Origin of the sequence: Ciceribacter ferrooxidans (genome assembly GCF_004137355.1) — a bacterium.
Classification (GTDB): Bacteria; Pseudomonadota; Alphaproteobacteria; order Rhizobiales; family Rhizobiaceae; genus Allorhizobium; species Allorhizobium ferrooxidans.
In genome coordinates this window covers 32918-46223 of sequence record NZ_SDVB01000249.1, presented here as the reverse complement: position 1 = coordinate 46223, position 13306 = coordinate 32918, and the positions used below count along the sequence as shown (strand labels likewise).

Here is a 13306-nt window from a genome sequence, read left to right as displayed (position 1 = left end):
CCGGGAGACGCTAACCCTTTCGTGCGAGGAGAATTTTGATGACCAAGATGCTGGCAAGTGTTCGGAACCGGCAGGAAGCGGAAGTCGCCCTGCAGATCGGTGCCGATATCATCGATCTCAAGGAACCCACGCGCGGTGCGCTCGGCGCCGTGGATACGAAGGACATCGTTGAGATTGTCGCTGTCGTGAATGGTCGCCGGCCCACCAGCGCCGCGTCGGGTGACCTGCCGATGGAAGCGGAAGTGGTGCACGCAAAGGTCGAAGAGCTGGCCGCGACCGGTGTTGATTTCGTCAAGATCGGCTTTTTTCCGTCGGAGCGTCTGGTGGATTGTGCGACGGCAGTTTCCGGCATTGCGACACACCAAAAGCTCGTGGCGGTTCTCTTCGCCGATCATGTGTATCCCGAGAACGTGCTCGACATATTCGCGCAGGCGGGCTTCCACGGTGTGATGATCGACACTGCAGACAAGACGAAAGGTCGCTTGCTGCAGCATCTGAGCACCGACCGTCTCGGCACCTTCGTCGCTGAGTGTCATGCCCGTGGGCTCACAGCCGGTCTGGCCGGGTCGCTGGAGGCGCCGGACGTGCCGCGGCTTCTTGCCTATAATCCCGATTTCATCGGCTTTCGGGGCGCGCTGTGCAGCAATCTGGAGCGCGGCGCTGCGATCGATCGCGACGCGGCGCTGAAGGTGCGGGCGCTGATCCCCGAGGAACAGCCGGCGGGCACGCAATCGCGCGTCGACTACAAGCTTCTGGCGGCGCGCGGGTACTTTCCGGATGCATCCGAACTCGGCCTCGGAACCGACAAGATTTTTGTTCGGGATTTCGTTCTTCCGGTGGAAATCGGTGCCTACAGCTTCGAGCACGGCAAGACGCAGCGAATGCGCTTCGACGTGACGGCGGATGTCCTGCGGGTCACCCGCAACCCCGAGGACATGCGGCACGTCGTCTCCTATGACATCATCATGGACGGCATCCGCTCGCTCGTTGCGCGGGGTCATGTCGAGCTGGTCGAAACGCTGGCCGAGCAGATCGCCGCGTTCGTGCTCGAGAATCCGCGTGTGACCAACGTCGTCGTGCGGGCGGAAAAGCTGGAGCTTGGCCCGGGTGGGGTTGGGGTGATCATCGAGCGCAAGCAGGACCGGCAGAATGCGGTGAGGGCCGGGGAGCGATCCGGCGGGCCTGCGGCTGTCCGGCAGGGGCAGGGAGTCCTGCCGTCATGAAGCCGCTGGTCGTGAAGCTGGGAGGAAGCACGGCCGGCAGCAACGAGATGCAGCAATGGATCGATCTCCTCGCGGATGCTTCCTTGCCTTTGGTTCTGGTGCCTGGCGGCGGTCCTTTTGCAGACCATATCCGCGCGATGCAGAAGCCGCTCGGCTATTCCGACGAGGCCGCTCACGACATGGCGATTCTTGCCATGGACCAGTTCGGGCTTGTCGTGGCCGAGCGAAACGAACGGTTCCGGCCAAGTATGACGATCCGCGACATGGAGCAGGCGTGGAACGCCGGGCTCGTGCCGGTCTGGCTGCCGTCGACAATGACGCGCGGAGCGCCGGATATCCTGCAATCCTGGCGCGTGACGTCCGACTCCCTTGCGGCCTGGTTGGCCGGTCGTATCCGGGCCGAAAGGCTTCTCCTGATCAAGCAGGTCGAGATTGGTTCCGAAGATGTGGATCTCGAAATGTTGGTGGCTCGACAACTGGTCGATGATTACCTGCCGCGTGCGCTGAGCGGCGAGACGGAGCTCTATATCGCGGGACCGGAGAGCCTCGGGAGTGCACGCGACGCCCTTGCTGCATCGGACGTTCCCGGTCGTCTGGTTGCCCGCAAGCTCGCGGAGGAGGTTCACGGGGCATGACGCGTCTCGAAACGCCGCGCTGGGCCTGGGTCTTGACCGGTTCCGGACACTTCTTCGTCGAGAGCTTCGAACTCATCCATACGCTAACCCACTGCGACGTCTTCGTGTCGAAGGCCGCGGCCGAAGTGCTGCGGATGTACAGGCTGAAGCTCGATTTTCCCGATACGATGCGCGTGCTGCACGACAAGACGGCGAGTTCGGTTCCCGTCGGCAGCTTCTATCATGGTGTCTATCACACCGTCGTCATAGCACCGGCAACCTCCAATACGGTTGCCAAATGTGTCGTCGGCATTTCCGACACGCTGGCGACGAACGTCTACGCGCAGGCTGGAAAATGCCGGGTGCCGTCGATCGTCTTCGCCTGCGATACCGCGCCGGAGCTGGAGACCATGGCGCCGGGCGGCATGGTGAAGGTTTATCCCCGGAGGATCGATCTCGAAAACACCGCAAAGCTCAAGACGTTCGAGCGCACACAGGTCGTCGAGTCGCTGGCGGAGCTGAGACTCGCGATCGCACATCGCAAGGAGGCCCTCGCCGGCGATGGTTGAACATCTTGTCTTCCTGACCGGACATCTGGCGAAGACCAGGCTCGAGAGCGTGCTCGCCGGGCTGGAGAACAGAGATTTCACCTATGATATTGTCGATATCGGCGTGAAAGTTGCGGCCCTGATGACGGAAGAGATCATCAAACGGCGGCTCAAATGCCCTGCCGCGGTGGATCGTGTCATTCTCCCCGGCCGTTTCCGGGGAGATATCGAGCGGCTGACGGCGGAGTTTGGCGTCTGCTTTGTCCGCGGACCGGACGAGATCGCCGATCTGCCGGTCTTTCTCGGACGCAAAGGGAGGGAAGTTGATCTCTCACGCCACGACCTCCGCATATTCGCCGAGATCGTCGATGCGTCGGCGCTACCGACCGACCTACTGCTCGAGCGCGCCCGCGCACTGGCCGAAGCGGGCGCAGATGTCATCGATCTCGGATGCCTGCCGGATACGCCTTTCGGGCACTTGCAGGAGGCGGTTCGACGGCTGAAGGCGGAAGGACTGACCGTCAGCGTCGACTCCGCCGATCTCGCCGAACTGGAAGCGGCGGCGGAAGCGGGCGCGGACTTTCTCCTGAGCCTCACGGAACACACGCTCGATCTTGCCACCCGTTACAATGTCACGCCGGTTCTGATTCCTGCCATCCCCGGCGATCTCGACTCTCTCGGACGGGCCATCGAGATGGCGCGCGAGGCGGGCATCGAATTCATCGTCGATCCAGTCCTCGATCCCATCCATTTCGGTTTTGCAGCTTCGCTCGGCCGCTTTATCGAGGCGCGCCGGCGCTGGCCCGACGTTCCCATGCTGATGGGCACGGGAAACCTGACGGAACTCACGGATGCCGATTCCTCCGGCGTCACGGCCGTGCTCCTCGGCCTTTGTTCCGAGCTCTCGATCGGTAATGTGCTGGTGGTGAACGTGAGCCCGCACACCGCGCGGACGGTGGAGGAGCATGATCGCGCGCGGCGGATCATGTACGCGGCCAAAGGCGATGGCGCTCTGCCGAAGGGCTACGATCCGGGGCTACTGCAGGTGCACGATCGCAAGCCGTTCCCCTCTACGACGAATGACATCGAGGCTCTGGCGAGCACGGTCCGCGACGCCAACTTCCGCATCATGACCGCGGCGGACGGCGTGCATGTCTTCAATGTGCGGGGCCACCGGACCGGACAGGATACGTTCTCCTTCTTTCCCGATCTCGACGTTGCGACCGACGGTGCGCATGCCTTCTATCTCGGCGCGGAGCTCACCAAGGCCGAAATTGCCTGGAAACTCGGCAAGCGCTACGTGCAGGATGAGCCGCTCGCCTGGGGTGTCGCCGTGCCGGAGAAGACAGATGACCGGACGCGGCTCGCCGAGGCGGGCCACACGCTGCGTGCGAAGAAGGAGGGCAAGTGAGCTATATCCGCGAAGTGATCGTGACCACTGTCGATGCTGCCGGCAATCCGCATATCGCGCCGCTCGGCATCATCGCCGAGGGTGACGGCTGGGTGATCGCACCATTTCGGCCCTCCCGAACGCTCGACAATCTGACCGCGGTGCCGTTCGCCGTCGCAAACTACACCGACGACATGCTGGTCTTCGCGGGTTGCCTGACCGGGCGGAAAGACTGGCCGCTCGTACCTGTCGCCGATTGGCCGGTGCCGCGGCTGCAATCGGCGCTCAGCCATTCACTGCTGCAGGTGGTCTCGGTCGACGACGACGGCGTGCGTCCTCGACACTTCTGCAAGGTCGTCGGTGAGGCAATGCATGCGCCCTTCACCGGGCTCAACCGAGCCAAGGCCGCCGTGTTGGAACTCGCCATTCTGGTGAGCCGGCTGCACATGCTGCCCAAAGACAAGGTCGAGCGGGAGATCGACTACCTGAAGATCGCCGTCGACAAGACGTCCGGCCCCGACGAGCAGCAGGCCTGGAACTGGCTCATGGCACGGGTCGAGCAGCACCGGACAGCAGGCTAGCCTGCATCCGCAGGTTTGCTGATCTCCGCGTCCGCGAGCAAAGCGACGGCGGCAGCCGGCGCCGCCTTGCAGGCGGCGTCGCGGACGGGTTCGAGCGCGTTGATCAGTGTTCCGAAGTCGACGAACGGCCGCTCCAGTCGTGTGGCGAGTCTGCGGATCTGTGATCGGCCGATGCCGGCGCCGACCACAGGGGCTCCGCGGGCAAGCCGATGATCGGCGGTGACGCGGAAAGCGCCGTCGTGCACCATCCGCAGCTGATGCTCGCTGAACCAGAGTGCAATACCGCTCCATTCCTCGGTCGATAGATCCGGTCCGTCCCGACCGATCATTCGCGCCAGCCGGCCGATCGATCCGGTCACGGTCTTCTCCCGCCGGTCGGCTGAGGGATACTGATCATCCGCCTCGTCGAGCATGCCGAGGATACGCGCGATGTCGGCCGTATTGGCGAAGTACTCGTTCATCAGCGGCGTCATTGTGCCGCCGACTGGAACACGCTCGGCGATGCCGATCAGCGCCGATCGTGTGAAACCGGTATAGACCAGTTCGCCGGAGAGTAGTCGCTCGGCATCCGAATAGCCTGTGTTTGCCACTTTGCCGTCCCGCAGAGCGAGGATGTCGGTGGTCGTCGAACCCATGTCGACGAACAGGGCTTCTCCGACCATGCCTGCCGCGAGCGCGGCTGTCGCATGCCAGTTGGCGGAGGCAATCTCGGTCGCGAGGTCGCGTGCATGCGCCGTGTCGGCAAAGCCGGCACGGCCAGCATAGATACGAGTGTGCTCCATGCCGAATTCTTCTTCGATGAGGGTGAGAATACCCCCCACGCCTTCGCCCCGGTTGGCAAATCCGTCGGAAAGCTCGGCCGTCATGGTGAAGGCGTTTGCGGCACCGGCGGGGACTTCCGTCCGCAAGGTTTCGAGGCCCTTTCGGACGTCGTCGATGCCGAGCCACATCGATGTCTTCAGCGTGGCCGCATGCGTGACGACGCCATTCTCGCAGAGCGCCATCTTCAGATGAGCGCCGCCGATGTCCCATCCGGCGACAAAGCGCTTTCCTTCTGCGGAATTCCGGTCTTCCATGGAGTGGTTCGTCCTCTCTGGGTTTCTGCTCGTGCTTATCATTCCGGTTCTCGACATCAAAGATGCTCTCGTCGTCCATGCCCGCCGCGGCGAACGGCAGGCGTATCGCGCGATCGAGACGCCGTTGAGCCTTTGCCCCGCCCTGGAGGATGTCGCGGAAGGCTTACGTAGTGTCTACCCCTTTCCCATCTTCTATGTCGCGGATCTCGACGCGATTGCCACCGGCACGGGTGACTGTTCCGCTGCTCTTCGTCTCGCGCGGCTGACGCCAGCGCCGGGTGTCTGGCTCGATGCCGGATTTCCGAGTTCGGAAAGCCTTGCGCACGCACACGCCTTGCCTGGCGTGGCGCCGGTCATCGGATCGGAATCGCTTACCGACGCGGCTTTCCTCACCCACTTTTCGGCCTATCCCCGCGCCATTCTCTCTCTCGACTTCCAAGGCGAGAAGTTTGCCGGACCGGAGGAGGTCCTTGCCCGCTCTGACCTCTGGCCTTCCCGCGTCATCGTCATGACTCTTGCTCGTGTCGGTTCCGAGACCGGCCCTGACTTTGCCCGGCTTGCGGAGATCAAGGTGCGGGCAGGCGCCCGGCAAGTGGTCGCAGCGGGCGGAGTGCGCGATGCTGCCGACCTGCGGAAGCTTGAGGGCATGGGCATTTCGGCCGCGCTCGTCGCCACGTCGATTCACAACGGGACGCTGACGCGTGAGTCCATTGCCGGAATGATGGAAAGAACGGACACCGTCGCGCAGGTCCGTTGAGTGACTGGAAAGAGGGATTTCTCCCTCTTTCCATGCTTCAGAATCCGAAGATCTTAGCCAACCGGCGCAACAGGCCATCCGAATTCACAGAGGGCGTGCTCTGTGCGGGGTTGCTTCGTATCTAGGCACCGAAGGGATGCTTGACCTGATCGCGTTGCGCGGTCGCTTCGGCCGCCGTCGGCTTGCCGGCAACGGCACGCTGAATGGCTTCCTTGGTCGCCCTGTAGTTGAAGTCCTGGATCTTGGCATCGTCGGCGGCTTCCCAGTGGATGAAGACGCCGACGCAGATGAAGACGTCGTCCGCTTCGTCCGCGGGAATAGTGCCGTCCGCGACGCTGTCCTGTACCGCCTTGGCGACGCCATACTGGGCGGGACCGAACATCTGAACGGCCTGTTTGGCTCCCTTGATGGTCACCTTGTTGAACATCACGGTGTTCGGTTTGCAGGGCAGATTGGGCGCAATAACTGCAAGGAGGGAGGTAAATCCGTCCTTGTTGTTCGTCAGGGCATTGCAGAATGCAGACTCGACCGCACTTCCGCGCGGACCGATGAGAAGGTCGATGTGGGCGACTTCGTTACCGTCGCCAACAAGAGATTCGCCAACCAGAACTTTATTGATTTTTGCCACGGCCATGTACCTCCCTGTACCGTTCCAAAATGGTTTGTCCAAAGATGCCGTACCTTCGAGACACGACGCTCGATGGACAGCTATCCTTGTTCACAGCACCCTTTGTACTCGGGTCGGTTGGCCAGATAGCAGCAGAAGCCCAATCTTCCGCCGGTGAAATTCAAGCACTTACCTGCGAATTATGCAAGACGAAGTTGAGCCTCTCGGCGAAAACTGTCGCGACCGTCAGGTCTGCCGACGTCCCGGGGTTGATGTTTTCTGCTTTCAACCGTCGGTCGAAATCGGCAAGCAGCTGCAGGCGTTCCGGTTCGGCGGTGATCTCGCCGAGCTGGCCTGCGACCGAAGCCGCCTCCAGACGGATTTCCTCAGCTGTTCCGATACCGTGCTTGCGCGCCACGTGGCTGTCCGGAAATCGCGAGAGAAAGTGGAGATAGGTGAAGACGGTGGGCCACATGCTCGTTTCTCCACTGTCCTCGGCCGTGCGGTAGGCGGCAAGCCCGCCCGAAAAGATGTCGGCGAAGTCGTTCACGTATTGCCGGGCGATCAGATCGCGGTCGGCGGCTTCGCGCATCGCGACAAGGAGTGGCACTCTCGGTGGTTCCGCGACGTCGTTTTCCGCGTCGCCAAGCCCTCCGGGATTGGCCAGCGCGATCGCCCGGAAGACGTCCTGCGCATCACCGTCATCCATCGCGCCTAGGACAGTTGCGAGCTCTTTCTGAAGGTCGTCTCCTCCCCCCTCTGCCGCTTTGGCGATGGGCGCACACAGCAGGACAATCCCGAGATTGGTGTTGGTGCCGACGGTTTCCCGCGTCGCGCGGATTGCGTGGAGGATTCGCCGCCCGACCGGCCATCCCGAATGACAGACCGCGGCTGCCGATACATCGGCACTGTCGAGAAACTGCTGCGCAGACATGCGGTGTCCGTCGGCGAAGCGATGCACGTTGCCGGGCTTCAGCGCCTCGATCTCCATCCTGCAGGCGTGGCGGTAAGCTGCGTCGATTTCGGCGGGTTTCGGCATCAGGCGGCGGGCCTCTCTCCTTCCGCGGGGGCGATGTGGGACACCAATGCTTCCGCGATGCAGTCCGCGACCCGGACCGGGATCACCGACTGCAGTCCTGTCCATGCCGGCATGCTGTTGACCTCGAGAAGCTGGAGTCTGCCGTCTGCCGCAGGAATGATGTCGATCCCGGAAAAGTCCGTTCCGATCACCGCGGCGGCGGAAAGCGCGAGCGTCTCCAGCGCCGGACGAAGCGGTCCCGTCACGGGTTCTGCACGCGCACCCTTTGCGATGTTTGTCACCCATCCGTCCGCGCGACGTGCGATCATGCCGAGGACGGCGCCGTTGCAGGTGAACACCCGGTAGTCGCAAAAGGTCGTACCGGGTCTGGCGACGTAGCGCTGCAGGTAGTAGACGTCGTCGACCTCCAGCCCGTCCGGCAACTGTTCGACCGTTTCGATCAGCCGCACCCCGCGGCCCTGAGAGCCGAAGAGGGGTTTCAAGACCAGCGGCCCCTTCGGCAGTTCGCGTTCGGCGATGGCGCGGGCATTGGCGATCGACTCGACGGCAAAAGTTTCCGGCACCGGAAGGCCGGCGCGGGCCATGAGAAACGTCGTCGTCGATTTGTCGACGCAGCGCTCGATCGCCTTTGCCGAATTCCAGACCGGTACGCCGAGATGGCCGAACGCATGCAGGATCCCGAGGCGCCGGGTCACGGCCTCGAAACTGCCCGAAGAGATTGAACGGACGACAACCGCCGCCGGCAGCGCACCATCGAATCCCGGAATGGCGATGCCGGACACGTGGCGGGAATCGAACGCGACATCGGCAAGCCGTAGGAAGACGGCGTCCATCCCAAGCCGCGCGAAGGCGGCGCTCAGCTGTTGCACCTGACTGTCGGTACGATCGGAGGTAATCAGTATCTTGTCCCGCAGGACAGGTGGTGTCATGTCAGCCAAGGGACTGCTCCAGCATGTCGATATTGGTCTTTCCGGCGCGGAAGGTCTCACCGGTCTCGATCGCGGTAACGATTACCTCGGCCGGGCTGAAGAGGTGCGGGTCGATGGCGTAGAAGTCACCATTGAACTTGCGAAAGATTTCCGAGAAGGGCTGGCCGTAATCGCGCGATCCCTCGCTTGTGAGGTGTTCGGCAAGATCACGGGCGGCCGCCGCGGAACCCCGGACAAACAGTTGGACGAGGCCACCATAGATGATGGCGTCGTTCGTGCGTCCCATTGCCTTCAGGAAATCGGGATGCGGCGCCGGGATAGGCGCCTTTCCGATGCCGTCGACGATCGCATCCAGCGGGAACTTCAGGTCGTGCGCCTTGTGCAGCGCCACTTCCAGCACGCGGCCGACGATCTGGACGCAGCCGGCGATGCTCTGCGTCGGCGCATAAACAAAGGTGAGCCGGTCCGGTGTGAGCCCGGCGGCCTTGGCCACCTTCTCGACGATGGCTGCGGGCGGCGGTGTTGCGGTCTCTAAAACGACGACCGAGCTTTCGGCTCCCGGTTCCCTGTAACGGATTTCCTCAAAGAGCGGCTCGACGCGGGCGAGCGTGCGCACCGGTCCCGATCCCATGGCGAAGTATTTCTCATGGGTCAGCTGCCATCCGGCATACTGGCTGGCGAGGCAGGCGAGGATCGGTTGGGACGAGCGGACCTCGATCGAAAGCGGCCTGCGCGAGGAATGTCGGTCAAGACTTACCGATGCGATGCCGAGTCCGCCCATGCAGATATCGACCATGCGAAGCCCGGCCTCGAGGGAGCCGGGGCTTTGTGCGCCCGCGTCGATCAGGTGTTCGCCGAGGCTGCCGCGGCTGTGGCCGATGCCGAGCCGTCCGGCCTCGGCGATCATGCCGTCGACGACTTGTTGTGCGCTTCTGTTCAGGAAGGCTTCTCCGTCCTTCATCCTGCATTCTCCTCCCAATGGGGTGTCAGTTCGTTTATTCTGGCCTTGACCGCTCGTTCGGCCGCCGCGGCGGAGCGGGCTTGCGCGAGCACCGTGCAGACCGGATCGCCCGCATCGAGCGCGGAGCCGGGGCGCTGATGGTCCGCCGTCAGCGGCGGCCATTCCAGGTCGGGAAAGCGGGGAATCGGCCGGGCGGCATAGACCACCGCCGACGCCATCACCCCCCGGAAACGGGGGATCTCGATACTCTCGCCGCGAACCGCACGAAGATGTTGCGTCAGCAACGGGGTGTCTTCTCCGTCGAAAATGTCGAGCGTCGCGCCCGGACGCGGGTTGATCTCCAGAAGGAACGTTCCTTCCGGTCCATCGATGAAGTCCGCGCTGCAGAGGCCGACCAGCCCCGTCCGGGCGACGAGGTCGTTCAGCCAGCCGCTGACCTTCTCCCCCTTTTCGCGGGGAAAACGCGGGAGCCGAACGGCGCCGCCATAGCGGAACGGGCTTGTCGCCGTGGGCGAGGACCACTGACGGCTGTAGCCGACGACGCGTGTACGACCTCGTCCGGCGAGGAACAGGGCGGAGAGGCCCACTCCCGGAACGTGCCGCTGGAAATAGCTGCCCGACGGAGAGGAACCGAAAGACGTGGCCTGCCGCACATGGGAGCCGCCGGCGCCGCCGGGGACCTTCGTCAGCCAGCCTCGTCGATCTTTCGGGGCCTCGAAGCATATCTCCGGATGGGGGATGCCGATCTCGCCACAAAGCGACGCAAGTGACAGAGGATCCTTCACCCGCCTGATCGCATCCGTGCTGTTACCGGCAACCGGAAAAGTCTCCGCCAGCATCTCGACGATCTCCGGCCTGCGTTCAAAGCCCGAGCCGTAGACGAGTGCCTCCGGCCGGTCCTCTCCGACAAGTCTCCGGAGGCTCGGCACGATTTCACGGCCGTCGATCCCGTTGTGTAAGCTGCCCGGCAGGATCGTCGCCCGTTCGGCCAGCCGACAGGTGTCGATGTCGTTGAACAGATCGGCCACCAGCACGCGATACCCCGCCCGGCGGGCTGCTGTTGCGAGCGACCGCCCGGAAATCGCCACCACCAGGATCGTGGGGCTATTTGGCGAGGCTGCGGGCAAGGGTGAATGCATCCTGGAAATCAAAGATGACGGGTTTCTCGGCGGAGATCATCCGTGCGAAGAGACCCGCCTGGGTCTTGTACTTGACGTTGCCGATCGACAGGGGACCGATGCCGATCGCTTGCCCATGGAGGGGCTCGCCGTTGGCATTGACCTTGAGACCCTCGATGCCCGCCGGTGGAACGGCGTTCACGTCCGCAGCGACGAGGAGTTTCCCGGATGACTGTAACTGTTCCGAGGATATCACCTGTACGCCCGCCTTCGCGGCCGTCAAGACGATTTCCGCCTCGGCGAGTATCGCCCTCTTGCCGTCTTCCGTCGATCCGTCAACAGCTTCGACATCGACGCCGAAGCGATCCTTCACCGATTGGGCGACGTGCCGTACGCGTTCGACGCCGTCATGGCCGGCGATGGTGACCGCGGCGCCTTCCCTGGCCGCGATGACGGCGGTGCAGTAGCCGACGACGCCGGTCGCGCCGAAGATCGCTACCTTTGCCCCGCCGAGGTCGCGGCCGTGCTGCTTTGCCAGCGCCTTCTCGACTTTGGCAACCATCGCGGCCGCCGTCGTGAAAGACCCGGCTGGATCGGCGAACACCGAGACCTCGAACGGCGGGACCATGGCCTTCCTTGCTGCATCCAGCATGTCGAGCGCCAGTGCCGCATCCTTGCCGGCAAGAAAAATCCCCGTCGCCATGCCCGCATCCGGAGGCCGCGAGAAGATCGCGTCCTGCACGAGATTGCCGACGTCGGCGAGCGTTACGTCGGTATAGGGGATGACGTGATCATACCCCGCATCGAGCGCCATGTTGACGTCGAATGGGCTCATCTGCTTCAGCGGCGTGAGCATGTGGAGAATGGTCTTGCGGCTCAAGGTTCTCGTTCCTCCTCAGTGAAAGCGCCCTTGTCTCAGGCCGAACTGCGGCGGCATCACCGTCTGGGTGATTTTCGCGCCGAGGTTTCGTGCGGGTACGATGCGGGTACTCAGGCCCGGCTGATCGATGCCGGCGTCGTCGACGATCTGTTCTGCCGCCTCCTGCGACTCGCTGAAGGCAAAACCGGTCGGACCCCAGGAGCTCTGCCCGATGCCGACCGCGCCGTGAACCGCAAGCTTGCGGACGGCGGCTTCGACCGCCTTGCTGGTGAAGAGGCCTCCCTGTGCGGGAGTAAAGTAGCGTCCGATTTCGGCCTGGATGGTCTCCACGGCCTTGCCGAAGGCGGCGAGATCACCTTCGATCAGAGAGGGCATCAACGCCATCAGCGTCGTGCGGCAGATGGTTGCCGAACTCGTTTCGGCGAACGGCGGGAGAGCGCGGAAGGCGGCGATTTCGGCCTCGCCGTGGATACCTTCATGGCGATGGTCGAACACGAGGATGATGCGCCAGTTCTCGGGAAAGGGAATCCGCGAGATCACGGTGGGGGCCTGGTCATCCTGCCCCTTGCCGGCATCGATGATCAGCCCACCCCGGTCGAATGCGGCGATACCGATGCCGGAGCGCGTGCCGCGGCCGAGAAATACGGCGTCGTCGCGAATGGCGAACGGGAGCTGATGAAGCGTCCGCAGCGCTGCGGAAACCGCAAGCGCGAGCTGCGTTCCCGATCCGAGGCCAGAGTGACTCGGGATCGTGCGATGCACGATCACCTTGTGATGGCTATCAATTCCGAGATGCGTGCTCAGCTTGGTGATATGCGCGCGAATACGCGCCTGCTCCCCGCCCTCGACGCTGGTTTCGCGCGCTCTGGCGACCGTCAGGACCGTGGAGATCGTCTCGAGGGGAAGGCCTATGCTGCCGAAACGCCCGCTCGTCTTTCCCGGAATGTCGAGGAAACCGAGATGCAAGCGCGCAGGGACCTGAATGGTGACGGAGTCCGACATTTGATGTAATTCTAACAATCTAGAATATCGGGCCCGGGGGATATGATATCGTCTTTTGGTCGCAGCGCAAGCGGCGTGATCAAAGAATGAGGGAGGCCATGTCGATGAACGACCACACCGATGCCGCCGGCAAGGCGGACCGTGTCTACTCCGAAGCCGAGATCCTCGAGAGGCTGAAGCGTGAACTGCCGCACTGGCGTTACGAGGATGGCTGGCTGCGCCGCAAGTACAAGACCCACAGCTGGAAATCGACGCTGATGGTCATCAACACGGTTGGCCACCTGGCCGAAGCTGCGTGGCATCATCCCGATCTCAAGGCGTCCTATGCCTGGGTCGAGGTCAAGCTGATGACGCATGTGGCCAAGGGGATCACCGACAAGGACTTCGAACTCGCCCGCAAGATCGAGGAAGTCGTGCAGTGGCAACCCGGCAGGGAAGGCGGCGCCCTCGAAGGTACTCCGCGGACCGACCAGCGGTTTGCCTACTTGAAGTACGACGACTGATCGGCGATTTTGATTCCGGGCGGGGGTTCACTTTCTCAGAGAATTGGCTAGAATCTAGACCGGCACCAGAAAGTTGTG

15 protein-coding genes are annotated in these 13306 nt (G+C 63.1%); 7 read left to right on the top strand and 8 right to left on the bottom strand.

Going from position 1 to position 13306, the window contains the following annotated elements; genetic code table 11:
* The first annotated feature begins 38 nt into the window (after positions 1-38).
* The 5 genes from EUU22_RS15945 to EUU22_RS15925 are packed head-to-tail and all read left to right on the top strand — an operon-like array spanning position 39 to position 4356.
* Positions 39-1223 carry a (5-formylfuran-3-yl)methyl phosphate synthase gene (locus EUU22_RS15945; protein ID WP_129332968.1) on the top strand — a complete coding sequence of 395 codons (1185 nt, stop codon included), beginning with the start codon at positions 39-41 and terminating at the stop codon, positions 1221-1223.
* Positions 1220-1858, top strand: a complete 639-nt coding sequence (locus EUU22_RS15940; RefSeq protein ID WP_129332967.1) for an amino acid kinase family protein — start codon at positions 1220-1222, stop codon at positions 1856-1858. Before EUU22_RS15945 ends, EUU22_RS15940 begins: the two co-directional genes overlap by 4 nt.
* Positions 1855-2406 carry a flavoprotein gene (locus EUU22_RS15935; protein WP_129332966.1) on the top strand — a complete coding sequence of 184 codons (552 nt, stop codon included), beginning with the start codon at positions 1855-1857 and terminating at the stop codon, positions 2404-2406. The genes EUU22_RS15940 and EUU22_RS15935 overlap by 4 nt, the downstream gene beginning before the upstream one ends.
* On the top strand, positions 2399-3796 hold the full coding sequence (locus EUU22_RS15930; RefSeq protein WP_129332965.1) for a DUF6513 domain-containing protein: 1398 nt from the start codon (positions 2399-2401) through the stop codon (positions 3794-3796). Before EUU22_RS15935 ends, EUU22_RS15930 begins: the two co-directional genes overlap by 8 nt.
* The gene (locus EUU22_RS15925; protein ID WP_129332964.1) at positions 3793-4356 is read left to right on the top strand and encodes a DUF447 domain-containing protein; all 564 of its coding nucleotides are present in this window, start codon (positions 3793-3795) and stop codon (positions 4354-4356) included. Before EUU22_RS15930 ends, EUU22_RS15925 begins: the two co-directional genes overlap by 4 nt.
* On the opposite strand, the gene EUU22_RS15920 is transcribed toward EUU22_RS15925, so the two are convergent.
* Positions 4353-5432, bottom strand: a complete 1080-nt coding sequence (locus tag EUU22_RS15920; protein ID WP_129332963.1) for a hydantoinase/oxoprolinase family protein — start codon at positions 5430-5432, stop codon at positions 4353-4355. The genes EUU22_RS15925 and EUU22_RS15920 overlap by 4 nt on opposite strands.
* On the opposite strand from EUU22_RS15920, the gene EUU22_RS15915 reads away from it, so the two are divergent.
* Positions 5431-6189, top strand: a complete 759-nt coding sequence (locus EUU22_RS15915; protein ID WP_129332962.1) for a HisA/HisF-related TIM barrel protein — start codon at positions 5431-5433, stop codon at positions 6187-6189. The genes EUU22_RS15920 and EUU22_RS15915 overlap by 2 nt on opposite strands.
* Positions 6190-6310: 121 nt before the next feature.
* Here EUU22_RS15915 and fae read toward each other — a convergent pair whose 3' ends face one another.
* From fae to EUU22_RS15880, 7 genes are all read right to left on the bottom strand, one after another.
* The gene (fae, locus tag EUU22_RS15910) at positions 6311-6817 is read right to left on the bottom strand and encodes a formaldehyde-activating enzyme (protein ID WP_114364823.1); all 507 of its coding nucleotides are present in this window, start codon (positions 6815-6817) and stop codon (positions 6311-6313) included.
* Positions 6818-6977: 160 nt separating this feature from the next.
* A complete protein-coding gene (locus tag EUU22_RS15905) occupies positions 6978-7835 on the bottom strand; it encodes a triphosphoribosyl-dephospho-CoA synthase (protein ID WP_129332961.1) in 858 nt (285 codons plus the stop codon).
* Positions 7835-8764, bottom strand: coding sequence for an ATP-grasp domain-containing protein (locus EUU22_RS15900; RefSeq protein ID WP_129332960.1), 930 nt, complete (start codon positions 8762-8764; stop codon positions 7835-7837). Before EUU22_RS15900 ends, EUU22_RS15905 begins: the two co-directional genes overlap by 1 nt.
* Position 8765: 1 nt before the next feature.
* The gene (gene mch / locus EUU22_RS15895; RefSeq protein ID WP_129332959.1) at positions 8766-9725 is read right to left on the bottom strand and encodes a methenyltetrahydromethanopterin cyclohydrolase; all 960 of its coding nucleotides are present in this window, start codon (positions 9723-9725) and stop codon (positions 8766-8768) included.
* Positions 9722-10852, bottom strand: a complete 1131-nt coding sequence (locus EUU22_RS15890) for an ATP-grasp domain-containing protein (protein WP_245485087.1) — start codon at positions 10850-10852, stop codon at positions 9722-9724. Before EUU22_RS15890 ends, mch begins: the two co-directional genes overlap by 4 nt.
* On the bottom strand, positions 10830-11723 hold the full coding sequence (locus EUU22_RS15885) for an NAD(P)-dependent methylenetetrahydromethanopterin dehydrogenase (protein ID WP_129332958.1): 894 nt from the start codon (positions 11721-11723) through the stop codon (positions 10830-10832). The genes EUU22_RS15890 and EUU22_RS15885 overlap by 23 nt, the downstream gene beginning before the upstream one ends.
* A 15-nt stretch (positions 11724-11738) precedes the next feature.
* Entirely contained in the window at positions 11739-12725 is a 987-nt protein-coding gene (locus EUU22_RS15880) for a beta-ribofuranosylaminobenzene 5'-phosphate synthase family protein (protein ID WP_129332957.1), read from the bottom strand.
* Positions 12726-12829: 104 nt separating this feature from the next.
* On the opposite strand from EUU22_RS15880, the gene EUU22_RS15875 reads away from it, so the two are divergent.
* Positions 12830-13228, top strand: a complete 399-nt coding sequence (locus tag EUU22_RS15875; RefSeq protein WP_129332956.1) for a 4a-hydroxytetrahydrobiopterin dehydratase — start codon at positions 12830-12832, stop codon at positions 13226-13228.
* Positions 13229-13306: the final 78 nt, after the last annotated feature.